Genomic DNA, 21065 nt, shown 5'->3' with positions numbered 1-21065 from the left:
ATTAGATATAAGAGCAGGAGGAAGGGAAGGAAATGGCCCAATAAGCCTAACGAATACTGGAGAACTTGATTTTTCCAATATCTATCTAGCCAGCTGGAACTCTGATATATCTTTTATCAATCACGGAACTGTCTCTAGCGAGTATGCTTTTAGCATGTCCAACTCAAAAAATTCAGCTCTCACCCTTATCAATACCGGCTTAATGAGTACATCATCAACTATTTCAGCCGGAGAAAATTCATCCGCCAGCATTGTTAATACCGGAACTATATCAAATAGTCCTGAACACTCGTCTACATTAAACGTTCAGTCAGATCTTACAGAAATTTATAACTCCGGCATTATCGAAAACACGCTCGAAGGTGGCTATGCAATTCAAGGCGGTGGCGATAATGCCAGCCTTTACCTGGCCGGCGACTGGCAAATCAACGGTCACGTCAGTTTGGGCGGAAAGGTTTCCAAACTCGGCCTGACCGGCGATAGCGACTCCTTCCTTGATATCTCCCGCATTCGTACCCCGGACTGGTATAACTTACCTCCGGACTCAATCATGGGCTTCAACACCCTCGAGAAAACCGGCTCATCCCTCTGGACGCTGTACGGTGAGCAGGCCTCCGGCGGCTTTACTACCGCCACTATTGATGAAGGTGGTCTGCTACTGAGCAATGCCACTCTGCGTATGGCCCCTGTAACCGGCGAAGACACGGATGATTCAACCGCGCCCCGCCACGCCCTGACAAACAACGCCGCGCTCTACAGTGAAGGCACCTCCGTGCTTAACGGCAGCCTGGTGAACAACGGCGCCGTGTTTATGAACAACGGCGCGACAACCCGCCCCGTCTTTAACACCCTCACCGTCACCGGCGACTATACCGGCCAGAAGGGCAGCACCCTGGTGTTTAACACTCGCCTGGGCAACGATCGCTCGCAGACAGACCGGCTGATGATCAAAGGCAACACCGCCGGTGAATCGCAGGTTATTGTGAATAACCTCGGCGGCAAAGGTGCCCAGACGGTAGAGGGCATCAAGCTGATTAGCGTTGACGGGCAGTCCGACGGCGTGTTCCGCAAAGCGGACGGCACGCGCATTGTCGCCGGTGCCTACGATTATGACCTGGCAAAAAGCGACGGTCAGAACTGGTATCTGAGCAGCTCTGCCGCCAAAACCAGCCCAATGATGCTGTCTGCAGAGATGGCGAACGGCGTCGCGCCCGCCGCCGTAACTGCAGCCGGTGCTGCGCCGACGCTGACAGCCGCCGCCGGGCCAGCCGAAAAAGTATGGCGTCCGGAAAGCGGCAGCTACGCCGCCAACCTGCTGGCGGCCAACACGCTGTTTAACACCACCCTGCACGACCGCGCGGGCGAGAGCCAGTACACCGACATCCTGACCGGCGAGCAGCGGGTCACCAGCATGTGGCTGCGCAATGTCGGCGGCCACCAGCGCAGTAAAATGAGCGACGGCCAGAATAAAACCCAGGCAAACCGCTATGTCATGCAGCTGGGCGGCGACGTCGCGCAGTGGAGCAGCAGCGGCAGCGATCGTTATCATCTGGGCGTTATGGCGGGCTATGCTAACCAGAAAAGCCGCACCCGCTCTTCGGTGTCGGATTACAGCTCGCGCGGCCAGATTAACGGCTACTCCGCGGGGCTGTACGGCACCTGGTATGCGAACAACGCCGATAAGTCGGGCCTGTACGTGGACAGCTGGCTGCAGTACGGCTGGTTTAACAACAGTGTTAAAGGCGACGCCATCGCCAGCGAGAGCTACAAATCCCGCGGCCTGACCGGCTCGCTGGAAACCGGCTACGCCTTTAAAGTTGGTGAAACGACGTCGCGTAATAATGTGGTGAACAGCTTCTGGCTGCAGCCGCAGGCGCAGGCGACCTGGATGGGCGTGAAGGCGAAGAAACATACCGAAACTAACGGCACCCGCGTCGAAGGTAAAGGGCAGGATAACGTACAGACCCGCCTGGGCCTGAAAGCCTATATGCAGGGCCACAGCGCGCTGGATAACAACAAGGAACGCACCTTCCAGCCTTACGTTGCCGCAAACTGGATCCACAACACCAAAAAAATGGGCGTGACCATGGACGGCGAGAGCAACCACATCAGCGGTACGAAAAATCTCGGCGAGGTTAAAGTGGGCGTGGAAGGCCAGCTGAATCGCAACCTGAACCTGTGGGGCGGTTTCGCGCAGCAGATCGGCACTGAGGGGTATAGCGATAGCCAGGCGTCCGTTGGCATCAAATACCAGTTCTAATGGTGAAGCGCGTCAGGCATGGAGTAACGGCCTGCATTGAGGCTGACATCGTTTAACCAATAAAAAAGCGGGAGCATGTATCTCCCGCTTTTTCTTTTGCTCGGCTAAAAGGCCCGACCTTAACCGCTCATGGGATCAGCGCCCTTTCTTCTTGCGCCCCGGCGCCGTAAAGCGCTTGCGGGCCGCCATTTCGGCAGGCGTTTTAGCCATATTCTTGGCGCCGGCCGCCGGTTTTTTCACAGCGGCGGACGTTGCTTTTGGCTTCGCCTTTACTTTCGCCGGTTTGGCCTCAGAGGTTGAACCCTCTATGAGCTTAAACAGCTCAATCAGCTCGTCGTCGGTCAGATCCCGCCATTCGCCCACCGGCAGCCCCTTCAGGCTGACGTTCATAATTCGCGTGCGCTCAAGCTTGGTCACTTCGAATCCGAAATGCTCGCACATGCGGCGGATCTGGCGATTCAGCCCCTGCACCAGGGTGATGCGAAAGGTAAAAGGCGCCTCTTTTTTCACTTTGCACTTCCTGGTGACCGTGCCGAGGATCGGTACCCCCGCTCCCATGCCGCGCACGAACTCGTCGGTCACGGGTTTGTTGACCGTGACCAGATACTCTTTCTCGTGGTTGTTGCCGGCGCGCAGGATCTTGTTCACCAGATCACCGTGGTTGGTGAGGAAAATCAGCCCCTGCGAGTCTTTGTCCAGCCGCCCAATCGGGAAAACGCGTTTGCTGTGGTTAACATAATCCACGATGTTGTCGCGCTCGCCCTCTTCGGTGGTGCTGACGATACCGACCGGCTTGTTGAGAGCAATTAACACCAGATCGTCCGCTTCGCGCGGTTCAATCGCCTGTCCGTTAACTTTAACGACATCGCCGGGCATCACCTGGTCGCCAATGCTCGCGCGCTTGCCGTTGATGAACACGTTTCCCTGCTCAATGTAGCGGTCGGCGTCGCGGCGGGAGCAGATGCCGCTCTCGCTGATGTACTTATTTAAACGGATGGATTGGGCTGGCAGCATAGTGTCTCCTGTCAATGGCCGCGCAATATACCGCATATTGTGACGCCGAAAAAACGGGGATTTTTAGCCATCGGGTGAAAATATGTGACCAGGAGCACTCTTTTTAATAAAAAACGCATTAAATCAGGGCAATAACATTTCAATGCGTCCCTATGCAGCCCGACGACAGAGGTGCTAATGTCAGGGCATTCCGTCATATCCCTGGAGATTTAGGATGATCAATCGCGATACCCTGCTGTGCATGTCGCTCGCCGGACGCCCTGGTAATTTCGGCACCCGCTTTCACAACTATCTGTATCAAAAGCTCGACCTGAACTTTATCTACAAAGCCTTTACTACCGAGGATATTGAAGCGGCAGTGAAGGGCGTCAGGGCGCTGGGCATCCGCGGCTGCGCGGTGTCCATGCCGTTCAAAGAGGTCTGCATCCCGTTTCTCGACGCGGTTGATCCATCGGCAAAAGTGATCGACTCGGTGAATACTATCGTCAACGACCACGGCAGGCTGACCGGTTTCAATACCGACTACATTGCGGTGAAGAGCCTGATTGAGAGTCATCAGCTCGATACCGCCGCCCGGGTAATCATCCGCGGCAGCGGCGGGATGGGAAAAGCGGTGATTGCCGCCTTCCGCGACGCCGGTTTTAAGCACGTCACCATCGCCGCCCGCAATGAGAAAAACGGCACCGCGCTGGCGCAGCAGTACGGTTTTCAGTGGCGGCCGGAAGCGGAAGGGATAGCAGGCGATATTCTGGTTAACGTCACGCCGATCGGCATGGCGGGCGGCGCGGAGAGCGAGGCGCTGGCCTTCAGCAGCGACATGGTGTCTGCCGCGAGCGTGGTGTTTGACGTGGTCGCCCTGCCGGCGCACACCCCGGTTATCAATCTAGCCCAGCGCCTCGGCAAGAAAACCATCAGCGGCGCTGAGGTCATCGCCCTGCAGGCGGTAGAGCAGTTCGTGATGTACACCGGCGTGCGCCCGGACGACGCGCTGGTTGCGGAAGCTGCCGCCTTCGCCCGCGCCGGCTAACGCCCTTCAGGCAGCCCGGCGGGCTGCCTCTTATTAATATTCGTCGCGCTTATCGTCTTCGTCCGGCTGCTCCAGCACGCTGTAGGCCACCGCGCAGAACAGCGAGTTCAGACGCTTCATATCCCCCAGCAGCCCCAGGTGCAGGGAGCTGGTTTCAATACTCTGCACATTTTGCTGATGCAGGCGATCGACGTGGGCGTGGGAGTAGCGCCGGTTGAGCAGCCGGAAGCGGTGCTTGTTGCGGCGCAAGCGGCGGGCGCTGTCCACGTCGCCGGAGAAAAAGACCGACATCGCCAGCTGCAGGTTGCTGAGCAGCTGGTCGTACAGGGCGTCCAGCTCTTTTAAACCTTCCACTGAAAACGCCCGCCGCGCGGCCAGGGATTTATCGGCAATTTCGCTGCCCATGCGCTCAAGAATATCTGCCGCCTGCTCCAGGTTCAGGGACATCTCGATAATCTCCGCCCAGCGCCGGGACTCCTCTTCCGCCAGCTCGTCTTTCGGCATTCTGGCCAGGTAAAGCTTAATGGCGGTGTACAGCACGTTGATATCGTCGGCGATTTTGCGCAGCTCTTTCTCTTGCCGCGGCTCGCCGTGCATGATTATGTGCAGCCCCGCCATCATGTTTTCCATCGCATCGCCGATGCGCAGGGCTTCGCGGGCGGCGTTCGCCAGCGCCAGGGTTGGCGTATCCAGCGCGGAGGTATCGAGATGCTTCGGCTTCAGCCGCGCGTCCAGCTCGGGCTCTTCGCGGATCATCCGCTTGCAAAAGCGCGCCATCGGCTCGGCGAATGGCACCATTGCCAGGCAGCGGATCAGGTTGTAGAAGACGTGGAAATAGATAACCAGCTCGGATTCAGGCAAGCCCAGCTTGCTCATGAGCCCCGCCAGCGGGTGGATAAACGGCAGCACGATCAGGCTGCCCACCAGCTTGAACAGCAAGCTGCCGAGGGCAACCCGTCGGGCGGCGGCGTTCGCGGCGCTGTTGTTGAGCATCGCCAGCAGGCCGGAACCGAGATTCGCGCCGATCACCAGGCACAGCGCCACCGGGAAAGAGATAACGCCGGTCGCCGTCAGGGTCGCGGTCAGCAGCACCGCCGCCAGGCTGGAGTAGGTAATGATGGCAAACACCGCGCCAATCAGCGCATCCAGCATGATATCGCCGGTCAGCGAGGCGAAAATCACCTGCACGCCGTTGGCCTGGGTTATCGGGTGCACCGCCTGGACGATAAGCTCCAGCGCCAGCAGGATCAGCCCGAGGCCGATACCGACGCGGCCGAGCTGACCGGCGCGGGTCTGCCGGCGGCCGAGAAAGAAGATCACGCCGACGAAAATCAGCAGCGGCGACAGCCACGACAGATCAAAGGTCAGCACGCGGGCCATCAGGGCGGTACCGACATCGGCACCGAGAACGATCACCAGCGCGGGCGTCAGCGCCACCAGATCCTGAGCGACAAACGAGGTCACCAGCATGGTGGTGGCGTTGCTGCTCTGTACCAGCGCGGTCACGCCGATCCCGGCACAGAACGCCAGCGGCTTTTTCTCAACGCTGCGGCTGAGCACGGTACGCAGGCGCGCGCCGAAAACGCGCATGACGCCGGTTCGCACAATATGGGTTCCCCACACCAGCAGGGATACAGCAGAAAGCAAGTGTAACAAGATCAACACGGGTTCTTATTCTCCTTATCATTATTAAGATTCCTGCAGCGCTTTTCGGGCCTCTTCCTGAGGCTATGGCGAAAAACGCGATCATTCAGTATAGGGGGTTATGGCTTAGAAAGAGACAGAGCACCCTTGCGGTGCCCTGTTTGTTGTAAAGAAAAATGACAGTTTTGTGAATCAGTCCGCGTCGTAGCCCAGATTTGGCGCCAGCCAGCGTTCGGTTTCCGCCACGCTCATGCCTTTACGCCGCGCGTAGTCCTCCACCTGGTCGCGCTGGATCTGCGCCACGGCAAAGTATTTGCTGTCCGGATGGCTGAAGTACCAGCCGGAGACCGACGCCCCCGGCCACATGGCGTAAGACTCGGTGAGCTTCATACCGGTGTGGGTCTCGACGTCCAGCAGCTGCCAGATGGTGGCCTTTTCTGTGTGCTCCGGGCAGGCCGGGTAGCCCGGTGCCGGGCGAATGCCCTGATAGTTTTCGCGGATCAGATCTTCATTGCTGAGGTTTTCATTGGCGGCATAGCCCCAGTAGACCTTGCGCACCCGCTCGTGCAGGTATTCGGTAAAGGCTTCCGCCAGCCGATCGGCCACCGCTTTAATCATGATTTTGTTGTAGTCGTCATGCTGCGCGTCGTAGGCGTCGGCGAGGGCGTCCTCCTCCAGCCCGCCGGTGACGGCGAAGGCGCCGATGTAGTCCGCTTTGCCGCTCGATTTCGGCGCAACAAAATCCGCGAGGCAGTAGTTGGCAAAACCCACTTTCTCAGTCTGCTGGCGCAGGTGGCAGCCGACCGCCTGCACGCGAGTGCGGGTTTCGTCGTGGTAAATCTCTACATCGTCATCAACGCGGTTGGCCGGGAACAGCCCGACCACGCCGCGCGGGTTGAGGGATTTCTCTGCGCTGAGCTTGTCCAGCAGATCGTTGGCGTCCTTGAACAGGCGCTGCGCTTCTTCGCCAACCACCTCGTCTTCGAGAATGCGCGGGTATTTGCCCGCCAGCGACCAGGTCATAAAGAATGGCGTCCAGTCGATGTAGTTGCGCAAAGTATCAATACTGGCGCTGACCTCCTGCACTCCGAGACGATGAGCCACCGGCGGCGTATAGCTCTCCCAGTCGAAGGCCAGGTCGTTATCCCGCGCGGCCTGCAGGGTAACCGGCGGCGTGCGCGGCTTCTTGCGGGCGTGCTGGACGCGCACCGTTTCGTACTCCTTGCGGGTGCGGGCAACAAAGTCGTCGCGCTGGGCCGCGGAGAGCAGCGCGGAGACCACGCCGACGGTGCGCGAGGCATTCTGCACGTACACTGTCGGGCCGCTGTAGTTCTGCTCGATTTTCACCGCGGTGTGGGCTTTGGAGGTGGTCGCGCCGCCGATCAGCAGCGGAATGGTAAAGCCCTGGCGCTCCATCTCTTTTGCCACGTTGACCATTTCGTCCAGCGACGGCGTGATAAGCCCCGAGAGACCAATCAGGTCGGCGTTCACTTCCCGGGCGGTTTTAAGAATTTTGTCCGTCGGCACCATCACGCCGAGATCGATAATTTCGTAGTTGTTGCACTGCAGCACCACGCCAACGATGTTTTTGCCGATGTCGTGCACGTCACCCTTCACGGTGGCGATCACCATCTTGCCGTTGGTGCTGCCCTTCTCTTTGCTGGCTTCGATGTAGGGTTCCAGATAGGCCACCGCCTGCTTCATCACCCGGGCGGACTTCACCACCTGGGGCAGGAACATCTTGCCTTCGCCGAACAGGTCGCCCACCACATTCATGCCGTCCATCAGCGGGCCTTCGATCACTTCGATGGGGCGCGCCGCCTGCTGGCGGGCCTCTTCGGTATCCAGCTCGATAAACTCGGTGATGCCCTTCACCAGCGAGTACTCCAGCCGCTTTTTCACCTCCCAGCCGCGCCACTCCGCCTGCTGGATATTCGCCGCCTCGTCGCTCTTGCTGCCGCGGTACTTCTCCGCCAGATCGAGCAGCCGCTCGGTGCTGTCGTCCCGGCGGTTGAGAATAACGTCCTCCACCGCGTCGCGCAGCTCGCCGGGCAGATCGTCGTAAATCGCCAGCTGGCCGGCGTTAACAATGCCCATGTCCATGCCGTTGCGAATGGCGTAGTAGAGGAACACCGCGTGGATGGCTTCGCGTACCGGATCGTTGCCGCGAAACGAGAACGACACGTTGGAGACGCCGCCGGAGATCAGGGCGTGGGGCAGCTCGCGCTTGATGTCCTCGCAGGCGCCGATAAAGTCCTGGGCGTAGTTGTTGTGCTCTTCGATGCCGGTGGCGACGGCGAAGATGTTGGGGTCGAAGATAATATCTTCCGGCGGAAAGCCCACCTCTTCGGTGAGAATTTTGTAGGCCCGGCGGCAGATCTCGATTTTACGCTCCCGGGTATCCGCCTGCCCCACTTCGTCAAAGGCCATCACCACCACCGCCGCACCGTAGCGCCGCACCTGCTTCGCATGGTGGATAAAGGCCTCCACGCCCTCTTTCATGGAGATGGAGTTGACGATACCTTTGCCCTGAATGCACTTCAGCCCTTTCTCGATGACGTCCCACTTCGAGGAGTCGATCATGATGGGCACCCGGGCGATGTCCGGCTCGCCGGCAATCAGGTTGAGAAAGCGCACCATTGCCGCTTCGGCGTCGAGCATCCCCTCATCCATGTTGATGTCGATAATCTGCGCGCCGCTTTCCACCTGCTGGCGGGCAACATCCAGCGCCTCGCCGTATTTCTCTTCTTTTATCAGCCGCTTAAACTTAGCCGAACCGGTAACGTTAGTACGTTCGCCGACGTTCACAAACAGGCTCTCTTCGCCGATATTCAGCGGCTCCAGGCCAGACAGCCGGCAGGCCACCGGAAGCTCGGGCAGCCGGCGCGGCGGCAGGCCGGCAACGGCCCGGCTCATGGCCGCAATGTGCTCGGGGGTGGTGCCGCAGCAGCCGCCAACGATATTGAGAAAGCCGGACTCGGCCCACTCGCGGATCTGCGCCGCCATGGTGTCGGCATCGAGATCGTACTCGCCAAAGGCGTTCGGCAGACCGGCGTTCGGATGGGCGGTAACGTAGCACTCCGCGATGCGCGACAGCTCCTGCACGTACTGGCGCAGCTCGTCCGGGCCGAGGGCGCAGTTGAGGCCGAAGGTCAGCGCGTCGGCGTGGCGCAGGGAGTTGTAGAAGGCTTCGGTGGTTTGCCCGGACAGCGTGCGCCCGGAAGCATCGGTAATGGTGCCGGAAATCATGATCGGCAGTTCGACACCCAGCGCTTCAAATTCTGCTTTCACCGCGTAGATGGCGGCTTTAGCGTTCAGAGTATCGAACACCGTTTCAATCATGATCAGATCCGCTCCGCCCTCCACCAGCGCTTTCGTAGACTCCCGGTAGGCGGCCACCAGCTGATCAAAAGTGACGTTGCGAAACGCCGGATCGTTAACGTCCGGTGAGATGGAGGCAGTGCGGTTGGTCGGGCCGAGCACCCCGGCAACGTAGCGCGGCTTGTGCGGATCTCTGGCAGTCCATTCGTCGGCGCAGGTGCGGGCAAGCCTGGCAGCGGCAAAGTTAATTTCTGCCGACAGGGACTCCATCTGGTAGTCCGCCATCGCGATGGTGGTCGAGTTAAAGGTGTTGGTCTCGACGATATCCGCCCCGGCGTCAAAATAGGCGTTGTGGATCGCGGCGATAGTGTCCGGCTGGGTCAATACCAGCAGATCGTTATTGCCTTTCAGATCGCAGGGCCAGTCGGCGAAACGCTCGCCGCGGAATGCTTCTTCGCTCAGGCGGTAGCTCTGGATCATGGTGCCCATGCCCCCGTCCAGCACGAGGATCCGGTCATTCAATTGCTGCTCAAGCTGCTTTTTTATAATGCTCACATCCACTCCGACAACGCGCTAATCAACAAGGCATAGTGGCACAATCACCGTAAGGGGAAAAGAGAGCCTCGCTGAACATGAAAGATGTTCACAGGCACTGATCCGATCAGTTTTAAAGCGGTTGCAATGTAGCCAGATAAAACGAAAATGATTTCCACGATACAGAAAATGGAGTTCAGCATGATAGCTACCGTTCCCGCCAAACGCGGCAGAAAACCTGCCGCAAACGTCGCTGCCCAGGCCGGCGGCCAGGTTCAGTCCTTAACCCGCGGCCTGACGCTGCTGGAGTATATCGCCGAAGCGCACGGCAGCGTGGCATTAACCGAGCTGGCCCAGCAGGCCGGGCTGCCAAACTCCACCACTCATCGTCTGCTGAGCACCATGCAGCAGCAGGGTTTTGTGCGCCAGGTGGGCGATCTCGGGCACTGGACCATCGGCGCCCACGCCTTTATTGTCGGCAGCAGCTTTCTGCAGAGCCGCAACCTGCTGGCCATCGTCCATCCGATATTGCGCGCGCTGATGGAAGAGTCCGGCGAAACGGTGAATCTCGCAGTGCTCGACCCGAGCGATCACGAAGCCATTATTATCGACCAGGTGCAGTGCACCCAGCTGATGCGCATGTCGGCGCCCATCGGCGGCAAGCTGCCGATGCACGCTTCCGGCGCGGGCAAGGCATTTCTCTCCCGGCTCAGCGAGGAGCAGGTCAGCGGCCTGCTGCACCGAAAAGGGCTGCACGCCTATACCCACGCGACGCTGGTCTCGCCTGTGCATCTGAAAGAGGATCTGGCCCTGACCCGCAAGCGCGGCTACTCCTTTGACGACGAAGAGCACGCCCTGGGCCTGCGCTGCGTCGCCTCCTGCATCTTCGACGAGCACCGCGAGCCGTTTGCCGCGATCTCGATTTCCGGGCCGATTTCCCGCATGACCGATGACCGGGTCACCGAGATCGGCGCGATGGTGATTAAAGCCGCAAAGGAAGTGACGCTGGCCTACGGTGGCACCCGATGACGGCGCTGAAAACCGCGTGGCTGGAGAAATATCCGGCGGCGCACTGCTGGTCCTTCGGCGACTCTCCGGCGCTTGCCGACGAGCTGCTGGCGCTGGTTATCGCCGGTAAAAAACGCGGTACCTGCGGCTCACTGGCAAGCTTCCGTCAGGAAACACCGGCAGTCACGCCCGGCGCGTACCACATCGTGCTCAACGGGCGCGGCGAGGCGGCGTGTGTCATCCGCACGCTCTCCCTGACGCTGGTGCGCTTTGATGAGGTCAGCGCGGCGCAGGCGGCGCTGGAAGGCGAAGGGGATCTCAGCCTCGACTACTGGCGGCAGGCCCACCGGGAATTTTTCGAGCGCGAGGGCTGTTTCGCACCCGATATGGAGCTGGTTTATGAAACTTTTACGCTGGTTGAGGCCGCCCCGTAGAAAGAGTTCGAAACCGGATAACTGTTAGTTTTTTGTTCACTGCGCCTATATTATGCACTCTCTCATTTCAAAGAAGAGTTTGCATATGGACAAGGACATCCAGGATCGCCGTCCGATTAAAGCACGGCAGACCCGCTGGGCTTCGGGCGCCGCCCGCTATCTTCGCGCGAAGGGCTGCACGCCCAACGGCATCTCGCTATTTAGTATTCTCTTTGCTGCCGTTTCTGCACTCTGCTATCTGGCGGTCTGGCACTGCGCCAGCGTGCCGGGGCAGCGCATTCTGTTTATTGTTGCCGCGCTGGGCATTCAGGGCCGGCTTATCTGCAACCTGCTCGACGGTATGGTGGCGGTGGAAGGCGGGCTGAGAAGCCCGGCGGGCGCGGTCTATAACGAACTCCCGGATCGCGTTTCCGACACGCTGCTGCTGCTCGGCGCAGGCTACGGCATCACCCTTTATCCCGCCGCCGCGCCGCTGGGCTGGGCATGCGCCCTGCTGGCCATCGCCACCGCCTACGTGCGCCTGCTGGGCGGCACCTGCGGGCTGGCCCAGCGCTTCAGCGGCCCGATGGCCAAGCAGCACCGCATGGCGCTGCTGACCGGCACCTCAGTAATAGCAGCGATCGCCCCGTCGTGGAGCCAGCAGCTGTTTCTGGCAGTATTAATCATTATTGCGGCGGGCAGCGCCCTCACCTGCATCACCCGTACCCGCAGTATCATTCGCGATCTGAACGCCGGGGGCCCGCAATGAGTTTCTGTCCCGATAAAGCCGTGGTGCGCGCGCTGCTGGTGAGCATCTGCCGCCTGCTGACGGGCATCAAGTCCCGCTGGAAAGTGCTGCCGGAGGCGCAGCAGGCCACCATTTACTTCGCCAACCACAGCAGCCACCTTGATGGCCTGGTGATCTGGGCCAGCCTGCCGACCTCAATGCGCGAGCAGGTGCACCCCGTGGCCGCCGCCGATTACTGGGAGAAAACCCGCCTGCGCCGCTACCTGGCCGGGCGCATTTTTGGCGCAGTATTGATCGCCCGCGGTGGAAAAGCCGCCAGAAGCGAGGCCGGCGACGATCCGCTGGCGCCGCTGGTTGGCGTGCTGGAGAAAAACCAGTCGCTGATTTTCTTTCCGGAGGGGACCCGCGGCAGTGGGGAAAACCTGGCCGAGTTTAAAAGCGGTCTCTATCACCTGACCCAGCGCTATCCCGGCGTCAGGCTGGTGCCGGTGTGGCTCGAAAACCTCAATCGCGTGTTGCCAAAAGGTTCCAGGCTGGTAGTACCGGTTATCTGCAGCGCCACCTTTGGCGAGCCGCTGGCGGGACCAGAGGAAGGAGAAACCAAAGCGGCATTTTTAGCCCGCGCAAAAACCGCGCTGGAGGCGCTTTCCGATGCGTAATATCGATAATCAGCTGCTCTATCTGCTGGGCGGGCTCTTCTCGGTGCTGGTTATCGCCAGCCTGATTGGCTACCTGCTCTCCCTGCGCAAGCAGAATGAAACCATTGCCAACCTGAATGCCCGCATCAGGGCCTGGTGGGTGATGTGTACCGTTTCCGTAGTGGCAATGCTTATCGGCCCGATAGGTTCGGTGGTGCTGTTTGCGCTGATGTCGTTTTATGCCCTGCGGGAGTGCATCACCCTGACGCCAACCCGCAGAGGCGATCACGAGGCGCTGTTCTGGTGCTTCTTCGTTATTCTGCCCGTGCAGTACCTGCTGGTCGGCATCGAGTGGTATAACCTGTTCGTGATCTTTATTCCGGTCTATGCCTTCCTGTTTATCCCCGCCCGCATCGCGCTGGCCAGCGACACCACCCACTTTCTCGAACGCAGCGCTAAAATTCAGTGGAGCCTGATGATTGCGGTGTACTGCGTCAGCCACGCGCCCGCGCTGCTGATGATTGATATTCCGGGATTTGCGGGCGGCAACATTAAGCTGGTGTTGTTCATGATGATTGTGGTGCAGATCTCCGACGTGCTGCAGTACGTGTTCGGCAAGCTGTGGGGCAAGCGGCCCATTGTGCCGAAGCTCAGCCCGAATAAGACGGTCGAAGGCTTTATCGGCGGCATTCTCAGCGCCAGCCTGGTGGGCGCCGGTCTGTTCTGGATCACCCCGTTCAATCCCGTTGAGGCTTTCTTTATTTCGCTGCTGATAACCCTGCTCGGCTTTGCCGGCGGGCTGTGCATGTCGGCTATCAAGCGCGATCGCGGCATTAAGGATTTTGGCGCCATGATCGAAGGTCACGGCGGCATGATGGACCGCATTGACTCCCTCTGCTTTGCCGCGCCGGTCTTTTTCCACGTGGTGCGCTACTTTTACACCTGATCCTCAGATTGATGCTTACCGTAGCGCATGCTGAAACGCTGGCGCCTGCGGTAGGCATACACATCCTCTATGTGCCCGCTCTTGATGCGGGCCTGTAACGCCCGCCAGTATGCAGCGCTGAACAGGTCGGCGTGCATCTCTTCGAACAGCGGACGGATGCGCGGATCGGCACACAGCCAGTGGCGAAATTCCTGGGGAAAGACGTCCCCTGGCGATACGCTGTACCAGGGTTCGGCGGCAAGTTCGTCTTCCGGATAGCGCGCCGGCGGGATGTCGCGAAAATTCACTTCGGTCATGTAGCAGATTTCGTCGTAGTCGTAAAACACCACCCGGCCGTGGCGCGTCACGCCAAAGTTTTTAAACAGCATATCCCCGGGAAAGATATTGGCGGCGGCGAGCTGGCGAATGGCGTTGCCGTACTCTTCAACCGCATCGCGCAGCGGCTGGCCGTCCACCTGCTCCAGCCAGAGGTTTAGCGGCACCATCCGCCGTTCGAGATAGAGGTGGCTGAGGACAATTCTGTCGCCGAGATCGGTGATTTTTTGCGGTACCTCCTGCCAGAGCAGATCCAGCAGCGCCGGCGAGATTTGGCGCTTCTCCAGCACGAAGTTTTCAAACTCCTGGGTATCCGCCATCCGCCCGACGCGATCGTGCTCTTTCACCAGCTGGTAGCAGGCGCGAACGTGGGCGGCGCTCATCTCCTTCTGCGGCGCGAAGCGGTCCTTGATCACCTTAAATACCCGGTCGAATCCCGGCAGGGTAAACACCAGCATCACCATTCCGCGGATCCCCGGCGCTTCAACAAACTGTTCGTCCGTCTGCCGCACATGGTTCAGGTATTCGCGGTAGCTTTCGGTTTTACCGTGCTTCTGGCAGCCGATTGCCATGTACAGTTCGGCAGTGGTTTTGCCGGGCAGGATCTCCCGCAGCCACTCCACCAGCGCTGCCGGGAACGGGGCGTACACCATAAAATAGGAGCGGGCAAAGCCGAACACGATGCTGGCTTCTTCCCCGGTGGTCAGGCAGGTATCGACAAACAGCGCGCCCTCGTCGCTGCGGTGGATCGGCAGCAGCAGCGGTACGGTGCCGGCGGGCGTAAACAGCTTGGCCACCAGCCACGCCGCCTTGTTGCGGTAAAACAGTTCGTTAGCCACCTGCAGGTGCGACTCGCCGAGGGTTACGGCGCCCAATACTTCCGTCAGGTGCGCCGCGATGTAGTCTACATCCCGGCGTTTGTCCTGCCAGGGTAGACGCAGCGGCAGATCGCTCAGGACCTGTTCAAACAGCGCTTGCCAGCCGTTCCCGGGCCAGAAATCTTTGGCCAGCGGGCGCTGTATCGCGCGAAAGCGCCGCTCGGGCTGGGAGCTGAAAATGTATAGCCGCTCGGGAGTAAGGGAGCGGTGATCGAACAGGCGGCAGTAGACGGAATTAAAGAAGCTTTCTGCAATTTCAAAGCGGGGATAGTCGGGCAGCAATTCGGTGTAGCGCGCCTTCACCTGCTGCAGGAAATCAGCCGGCGGGCGCCTGCCGTCAGTAATCAGCCGCAGCTGCTCCACCACCAGGCCGACGTGGTGATCGTAGAGATGGATGCGCTGCTTCATCGCCTGTTGGACAGCGTGCCAGTCCGCCTGCTCGAAACGCTGCTGCGCGCCGGAGGTCACTTCCAGAAAGCGCCCGTACTGGGCATCGAATCCCTGAAGAATAGTGTGGGCGATAAGCAGTTCCAGACCCTGGTGCATGCGCGCTCCTTCTGGTTCGGAATTCGGGGATAAAGGCCTCTCGCGCATCGCAAAGAGGCCTTTCAGCAGCGATCAGAACTGCGACTCTTCCGTTGAGCCGGTCAGTGCGGTCACGGAGGAAGCGCCGCCCTGAATAATGGTGGTCACTTTGTCGAAATAGCCGGTTCCCACTTCCTGCTGGTGCGATACGAAGGTATATCCCCGCTCGGCCGACTCGAACTCCGGCTGCTGGACCTTCTCCACGTAGTGGCGCATCCCCTCGCCCTGGGCATAGGCGTGGGCGAGGTCGAACATGTTGAACCACATGCTGTGAATGCCCGCCAGGGTGATGAACTGGTATTTGTAACCCATATCCGCCAGCTCCTGCTGAAAGCTGGCGATAGTTTTATCATCCAGATTTTTCTTCCAGTTAAACGACGGCGAGCAATTGTAGGCCAGCAGCTTGCCCGGATAGCGGGCGTGAATGGCCTCGGCGAAGCGGCGGGCCATCTCGATATCCGGCTTCGAGGTTTCGCACCACACCAGATCGGCATAGGGCGCATAGGCCAGCCCGCGGCTGATGGCCTGTTCAATGCCCGCGCGGGTGCGGAAAAAGCCCTCGCTGGTGCGCTCGCCGGTGATAAATTCGCTGTCGTAGGGATCGCAATCGGAGGTGATTAAATCCGCGGCATCGGCGTCGGTGCGGGCGATCAGCAGCGTCGGCACGCCCAGCACGTCGGCAGCCAGGCGGGCGGCGACCAGCTTCTGTACCGCTTCCTGCGTGGGAACCAGCACTTTCCCGCCCATGTGACCGCACTTCTTCACCGAGGCCAGCTGATCCTCGTAGTGAACGGCCGCGGCGCCCGCTTCAATCATCGACTTCATGAGCTCAAAAGCGTTCAGGACGCCGCCAAAGCCGGCCTCGGCATCGGCAACGATTGGCAAAAAGTAGTCGATATAGCGCGGATCGTTCGGATCGATGCCCGCCGCCCACTGGATCTGGTCCGCCCGGCGGAAGCTGTTGTTGATCCTGTCTACCACTGCAGGTACGGAGTTTGCCGGATAGAGCGACTGGTCCGGGTACATGCTGGAGGCAAGGTTAGCGTCCGCAGCGACCTGCCAGCCGGAGAGGTAAATCGCTTCGATACCGGCCTTCGCCTGCTGCAGCGCCTGGCCGCCGGTCAGCGCGCCGAGGCTGTTCACGTAGCCTTTTTTCGATTCGCCGTGCAGCAGGCGCCAGAGCTTTTCGGCACCGCGGCGCGCAAGGGTATTTTCAGGATTCACCGAGCCGCGCAGCCTCACCACTTCTTCTGCGCTGTACGGGCGGCAAATGCCCTCCCAGCGCGGGTCGGTCCATGCCTGCATAACATCTTCAATCTGTTGGGTACGGGTTTTCATAGGCAGATGCTCCATATTGTTATGGTGATAAATTAAGCCAGCAGGCGATAGCCGGGCAGGGTTAAGAAATCGATCAGGTTGTCGGAGGTGGTGATTTGCGCCATCAGGCGCGCGGCCTCGTCAAAGCGGCCGCCGCTGAAGCGTGCCTCTCCCACCTCGGCGCGCACCGTCTGCAGCTCTTCGTCAAGCAGCTGGCGAAACAGCGCTTCAGTAACCGGTTTGCCGTTACTCAGGGTTTTCTGGTGGTGTATCCACTGCCAGATAGAGGTGCGGGAGATCTCCGCGGTGGCCGCATCTTCCATCAGGCCATAGATCGGCACGCAGCCGTTGCCCGAGATCCACGCTTCAATGTACTGCACCGCAACGCGAATATTGGCCCGCATTCCCTCTTCGGTGCGCTCGCCGTCGCAGGGCGCCAGCAGCGCATCGGCGGTGACGGGCGCATCCTCTTCGCGGCGAATGTCGAGCTGATTGGCGCGCTCGCCCAGCACCTGGTCGAACACCGCCATTGCCGTATCGGCGAGTCCGGGGTGCGCAATCCAGGTGCCGTCGTGGCCGTTGCGCGCTTCAAGATATTTATCGGCCCGTACTTTATCCAGCACCTGCCTGTTTTGCTGCGGATCTTTACTGGGAATAAGTGCCGCCATGCCGCCCATCGCAAATGCGCCGCGCCGGTGACAGGTTTTGATCAGCAGACGTGAATAGGCGCTGAGAAACGGTTTGTCCATAGTGAGGACCTGGCGGTCCGGCAGGACACGGTCGGGATAGCTTTTCAGGGTCTTGATGTAGCTGAAAATGTAGTCCCAGCGCCCGCAGTTGAGCCCTACCGCGTGATCGCGCAGGGCGTGCAGGATCTCGTTCATTTGAAAGACCGCGGGCAGAGTTTCGATAAGCAACGTGGCCTTAATGGTGCCGCGCGGCAGGCTGAACCTGTCTTCGGCGAAGCTAAATACCTTGCTCCACCAGGCCGCCTCCTGCCAGGCCTGCGTTTTTGGCAGATAAAAGTAAGGGCCGCTGCCTTTAGCCAGCAGGTTTTTATAGTTATGAAAGAAGTAGAGCGCAAAATCGAACAGGCTGCCTGGAATGGCCTCCCCGCGCCAGGTAACGTGTTTTTCATCCAGGTGCAGGCCGCGCACGCGACAGATAAGCACCGCCGGGTTTGCATTAAGGTGATAGCTTTTTCCGGCTTCACTGGTATAGCTGATGGTGCCGCTCACGGCATCGCGCAGGTTAATCTGCCCGTCGATGACTTTATCCCAGCGGGGCGCCAGCGAGTCTTCAAAGTCTGCCATGAAAACTTTCACGTTGGCGTTCAGAGCATTAATGACCATTTTGCGATCTACCGGCCCGGTGATCTCGACTCGCCTGTCCAGCAGATCGGCTGGAATACCGCGTATTTGCCATTCATCCTCTCTAATGGAAGTGGTTTCCGAAATAAAATCAGGCAGCGATCCGCGATCAATTTCCTGCTGCTGTTTAATTCGCGCCGCCAGCAGCTCATTACGTTCCGCCATAAAGCGGGATACCAGCTCGCTCAGAAATTCTACGGCCTCCGGGGTGAGGATCTCCTTCTCCTGCCTGCCAAAGGGCTGGCTAAATGCCAGTTCATCGGTAATGGTTTCCTGCTGCGTCATCGTATCGCTCCTCAGTCGTTGATCGCTAATCTCCGCCAGCGCGATGATTAACGATCGTTGTCTCTTTTTTACTCAGCAAGAATCACTCTATCTGTTTATTTTTCAAAATCAAAAACAATTTCCATTTTTGATAAATTAATCATTTAACTGACTGATATAAATGCATTTAAACATTTATGGTTGTTTGGGGTGTTTTTCGGAAATTAAAAAAGCACCCGAAGGTGCCTGTGGTGGAGTGCTGAATCGCTTTACGATCGCTGGCGCCGAATATTAATCCAGCGTCGGGTTCATATGGCGAAGATCGTACGGCGTGATCTGATAGACGTAGTAGTTCAGCCAGTTAGTGAACAGCAGATTACCGTGGCTGCGCCAGGAGGCGGCCGGGCGATTGCGGGGATCATTTTGCGGGAAATAGTTATAGGGAACTTCGGGTGTCAGTCCGGCATCTACGTCGCGGAAATATTCTCCGGCAAGCGTGTGGGCATCGTATTCCGGATGGCCCGTGACGAAGGCAATGCGCTTGTCTTTGCTGGCAAAGAGGTAGGCGTCTCCGCCTTCTGTCTCTGCAAAAATCTCCAGATCGGTGTAGTCGCGGATCAGCTGCGCCGGAAAATCGGCATAGCGGGAATGCGGGGCCAGGAAAACATCGTCAAATCCGCGGGTCAACAGGGCATGGGGGTGAAGGATGTTGTGTTCGTAGACGCCGGAGAGTTTTTCAGTGCGGGTTTGCTTGGGGATACCATAAAGGATGTTGAGCGCGGCCTGTACCGCCCAACAGACAAACAGCGTCGAGGTGACGTGCTCTTTCGCCCAGGCCAGCACCTGCTCTATCTGCGGCCAGTAGGCCACATCATTAAACTCTACCAGTCCCAGCGGCGCGCCGGTTACGATCAGGCCGTCGTAATTGTCGTGACAGATATCGTCAAAGTTGCAGTAGAAGTTATTTAAATGCTCGGCGGGCGTGTTGCGCGATTCCCTGCCGTCAATGCGCAGGAGCTGGATATCGATCTGCAGCGGCGAATTGGAGAGCAGGCGCAGAAACTGATTCTCCGTTTCGATCTTTTTCGGCATCAGGTTGAGGATCAAAACCTTAAGCGGACGAATTTCCTGCGTGGTTGCGCGCGATGCCGTCATCACAAAGACATTCTCTTCGCGTAAGAAATTAACAGCTGGCAGATCGTCCTGAACCCGAATTGGCATAGCGTAATAACCCTCAAAGCGTACGTTTAAACGTTTAGACATCCAGATAGCCGAAGATAACGAGAATAGCTGTGAATGTCGAGTCTGCAAGTTGAAGGTGAGAAAGTTTCACGTTTATGGATAAGGTTTGCCGGTTTTTAGATAACTACTATTGGAAAGGTTCATGCTTGTGAGCAGGCAGGAGGCAATTGCCTCCATACCCTTGATGAATGGAAATTGAGGGGTAGAAGCGTGCCCGGGCTCACTCAAAGGTGTATATTTAATGCAACATTTCTTTTATCACCGCTTCACTTCAGAGTCGGGATATCGAGGAAAACACCATGCAGCGTATAGCTATTCCCCCGCATTATGTCCACGTTCGTTCTACACCCTTCTGGACAACTGAAACCGCACCGGCATCTATCTGGAAGCGCCATCTCGATGCCGGCACGCGCCAGAGCGTTTTTCCGCGCCTTAGCGTGCTGAGAGGCGCCATTCGCTACAACGGATTTGCTGATGCGACAAGCCCGGCACCTGTAGAAACATTGCTGATTAACGCAGGCGAGTTTGGCGTATTTCCGGCCGAGACGTGGCACAACATTGAGGCGCTGGTGGACGATACCGTTTTCAGCGTCGATTTTTACGTCGATCCGCAAATTTTACTTGAAGACTAAGCCGAGGTAACAACCAATGACATCAGAAAACAGGGGCTATACGCTGCGCGTTTCCGGCCAGGGCACTCATAAAAGTGTGGAAAAAGTCTATTTGAAACCCATGGCGCTTTACGTGCCGGACATTGCCTTTAAGGCGGTATCAGAACTGCTTGCTGAGCTTGCTCTTTCTGCAGAGCAAGAGCTGACGATAACCGTGACGAATAATAATAATGGGGTTTCGGTAGACAAAGATTTTGCTGGTGCAAGCGACCTTAGCGATCCGCAAAACGCGGCCGATGCGGTGAAAGATCTAATTAATATTGTTCGCGGCTACGAGTCAGACGAAGAAACTAACGTCTGCGGCTGGTAGGAGTCCATCATGATTGATACCGAGATCCCACTCCACTTTCACCATCGCCGCGCAACGCCATTCTGGAACCGGAATACCGTACCGCAGGCGCTGCTAACACGTTGTCAGTCTGAAGCTGGTACCTATAGCCGTCTTTCTGTTATGCAGGGCGCGGTTAAGTATCGTCGCTTTGCCAATGCCGCTGGCAACGAGCCCGAGTTTGAGATAGTGATAGAGGCGGGAAGCGCCTGCATAACGCCTCCGCTGGCGTGGTACAGCGTCGAGGTGCTCAGCGAAGAAACCTATTTTAATATCGATGATTTCGCAGAGCCTGCAGATCGCAGCGTGCGCTAATCATTAATAGCGGTAAAAAGCGCTAATTTTTGCTCTAAAAGCGGGGATTTGGCGTTTTTTTGTGCCCGGTGAACGGTGTTCAGGCTTGTGGATAACGCGGTGGACAGGTTGTTGGTAAACGCAAAAAGGCTCAGTCTTTCGACTGAGCCTTCTGCTTTATTTGATGCCTGGCAGTTCCCTACTCTCGCATGGGGAGGCCCCACACTACCATCGGCGCTACGGCGTTT

Annotated in this window: 18 protein-coding genes; 10 read left to right on the top strand and 8 right to left on the bottom strand. The window is 58.4% G+C overall.

The annotated features are described in order from the left end of the window. Positions 1–202 precede the first annotated feature (202 nt). Positions 203–2260 (top strand): autotransporter outer membrane beta-barrel domain-containing protein, encoded by a 2058-nt coding sequence (locus tag QZ766_RS00665; RefSeq protein WP_297196206.1) that lies wholly within the window; start codon positions 203–205, stop codon positions 2258–2260. Between the two features lie 135 nt (positions 2261–2395). Here QZ766_RS00665 and rluF read toward each other — a convergent pair whose 3' ends face one another. Further along, positions 2396–3274, bottom strand: a complete 879-nt coding sequence (gene rluF / locus QZ766_RS00660) for a 23S rRNA pseudouridine(2604) synthase RluF (protein WP_297196204.1) — start codon at positions 3272–3274, stop codon at positions 2396–2398. A 214-nt stretch (positions 3275–3488) separates the two neighbouring features. Between rluF and QZ766_RS00655 the strand changes: the two genes are divergently transcribed. Further along, positions 3489–4301, top strand: coding sequence for a shikimate 5-dehydrogenase (locus QZ766_RS00655; RefSeq protein WP_297196202.1), 813 nt, complete (start codon positions 3489–3491; stop codon positions 4299–4301). A gap of 33 nt (positions 4302–4334) precedes the next feature. Here the strand turns inward: QZ766_RS00655 and QZ766_RS00650 are convergent, their stop codons facing one another. Next, positions 4335–5966, bottom strand: a complete 1632-nt coding sequence (locus tag QZ766_RS00650; protein ID WP_297196199.1) for a Na/Pi cotransporter family protein — start codon at positions 5964–5966, stop codon at positions 4335–4337. Positions 5967–6137: 171 nt separating this feature from the next. After that, positions 6138–9821, bottom strand: coding sequence for a methionine synthase (gene metH / locus QZ766_RS00645; RefSeq protein ID WP_297196198.1), 3684 nt, complete (start codon positions 9819–9821; stop codon positions 6138–6140). Between the two features lie 180 nt (positions 9822–10001). Between metH and iclR the strand changes: the two genes are divergently transcribed. The 5 genes from iclR to QZ766_RS00620 all read left to right on the top strand — a co-directional run bounded on the left by iclR (position 10002) and on the right by QZ766_RS00620 (position 13553). After that, on the top strand, positions 10002–10829 hold the full coding sequence (gene iclR, locus QZ766_RS00640; RefSeq protein ID WP_297196196.1) for a glyoxylate bypass operon transcriptional repressor IclR: 828 nt from the start codon (positions 10002–10004) through the stop codon (positions 10827–10829). Continuing rightward, positions 10826–11242, top strand: a complete 417-nt coding sequence (locus tag QZ766_RS00635) for an ASCH domain-containing protein (RefSeq protein ID WP_297196194.1) — start codon at positions 10826–10828, stop codon at positions 11240–11242. The genes iclR and QZ766_RS00635 overlap by 4 nt, the downstream gene beginning before the upstream one ends. Positions 11243–11327: 85 nt before the next feature. Continuing rightward, positions 11328–11990, top strand: a complete 663-nt coding sequence (locus tag QZ766_RS00630) for a CDP-alcohol phosphatidyltransferase family protein (protein ID WP_297196193.1) — start codon at positions 11328–11330, stop codon at positions 11988–11990. Further along, on the top strand, positions 11987–12628 hold the full coding sequence (locus QZ766_RS00625; protein ID WP_297196191.1) for a lysophospholipid acyltransferase family protein: 642 nt from the start codon (positions 11987–11989) through the stop codon (positions 12626–12628). Before QZ766_RS00630 ends, QZ766_RS00625 begins: the two co-directional genes overlap by 4 nt. Beyond that, positions 12621–13553 carry a phosphatidate cytidylyltransferase gene (locus QZ766_RS00620; RefSeq protein ID WP_297196189.1) on the top strand — a complete coding sequence of 311 codons (933 nt, stop codon included), beginning with the start codon at positions 12621–12623 and terminating at the stop codon, positions 13551–13553. The genes QZ766_RS00625 and QZ766_RS00620 overlap by 8 nt, the downstream gene beginning before the upstream one ends. Here the strand turns inward: QZ766_RS00620 and aceK are convergent. The 4 genes from aceK to metA all read right to left on the bottom strand — a co-directional run bounded on the left by aceK (position 13544) and on the right by metA (position 19503). Continuing rightward, positions 13544–15292, bottom strand: a complete 1749-nt coding sequence (gene aceK / locus QZ766_RS00615; RefSeq protein ID WP_297196187.1) for a bifunctional isocitrate dehydrogenase kinase/phosphatase — start codon at positions 15290–15292, stop codon at positions 13544–13546. The two genes, QZ766_RS00620 and aceK, sit on opposite strands and share 10 nt — an antisense overlap. Before the next feature lie 72 nt (positions 15293–15364). Beyond that, the gene (aceA, locus tag QZ766_RS00610; RefSeq protein ID WP_297196185.1) at positions 15365–16669 is read right to left on the bottom strand and encodes an isocitrate lyase; all 1305 of its coding nucleotides are present in this window, start codon (positions 16667–16669) and stop codon (positions 15365–15367) included. Positions 16670–16701: 32 nt separating this feature from the next. Beyond that, on the bottom strand, positions 16702–18303 hold the full coding sequence (gene aceB / locus QZ766_RS00605) for a malate synthase A (protein ID WP_297196183.1): 1602 nt from the start codon (positions 18301–18303) through the stop codon (positions 16702–16704). A gap of 270 nt (positions 18304–18573) precedes the next feature. Then, complete coding sequence (gene metA / locus QZ766_RS00600) at positions 18574–19503, bottom strand: homoserine O-succinyltransferase (RefSeq protein ID WP_297196395.1); 930 nt, start codon at positions 19501–19503, stop codon at positions 18574–18576. Positions 19504–19823: 320 nt separating this feature from the next. Here metA and QZ766_RS00595 point away from each other — a divergent pair, with 320 nt between their 5' ends. From QZ766_RS00595 to QZ766_RS00585, 3 genes are read left to right on the top strand one after another with little or no spacing between them, the layout of a single operon-like run. After that, on the top strand, positions 19824–20156 hold the full coding sequence (locus QZ766_RS00595; RefSeq protein WP_297196181.1) for a DUF1971 domain-containing protein: 333 nt from the start codon (positions 19824–19826) through the stop codon (positions 20154–20156). Between the two features lie 16 nt (positions 20157–20172). Then, on the top strand, positions 20173–20505 hold the full coding sequence (locus tag QZ766_RS00590; protein ID WP_297196180.1) for a DUF1869 domain-containing protein: 333 nt from the start codon (positions 20173–20175) through the stop codon (positions 20503–20505). A 9-nt stretch (positions 20506–20514) separates the two neighbouring features. Continuing rightward, positions 20515–20838, top strand: a complete 324-nt coding sequence (locus QZ766_RS00585) for a DUF1971 domain-containing protein (protein ID WP_297196178.1) — start codon at positions 20515–20517, stop codon at positions 20836–20838. On the opposite strand, the gene QZ766_RS00580 is transcribed toward QZ766_RS00585, so the two are convergent. After that, the coding region (locus QZ766_RS00580; RefSeq protein ID WP_297196176.1) for a hypothetical protein at positions 20835–21065 on the bottom strand (231 nt) is incomplete at its 5' end. The genes QZ766_RS00585 and QZ766_RS00580 overlap by 4 nt on opposite strands.

This window comes from uncultured Pluralibacter sp. (assembly GCF_913775985.1).
Lineage (GTDB): Bacteria > Pseudomonadota > Gammaproteobacteria > Enterobacterales > Enterobacteriaceae > Pluralibacter.
The sequence above is the reverse complement of the archived record's forward strand: the minus strand, read 5'-3'. Positions and strand labels throughout refer to the sequence as shown.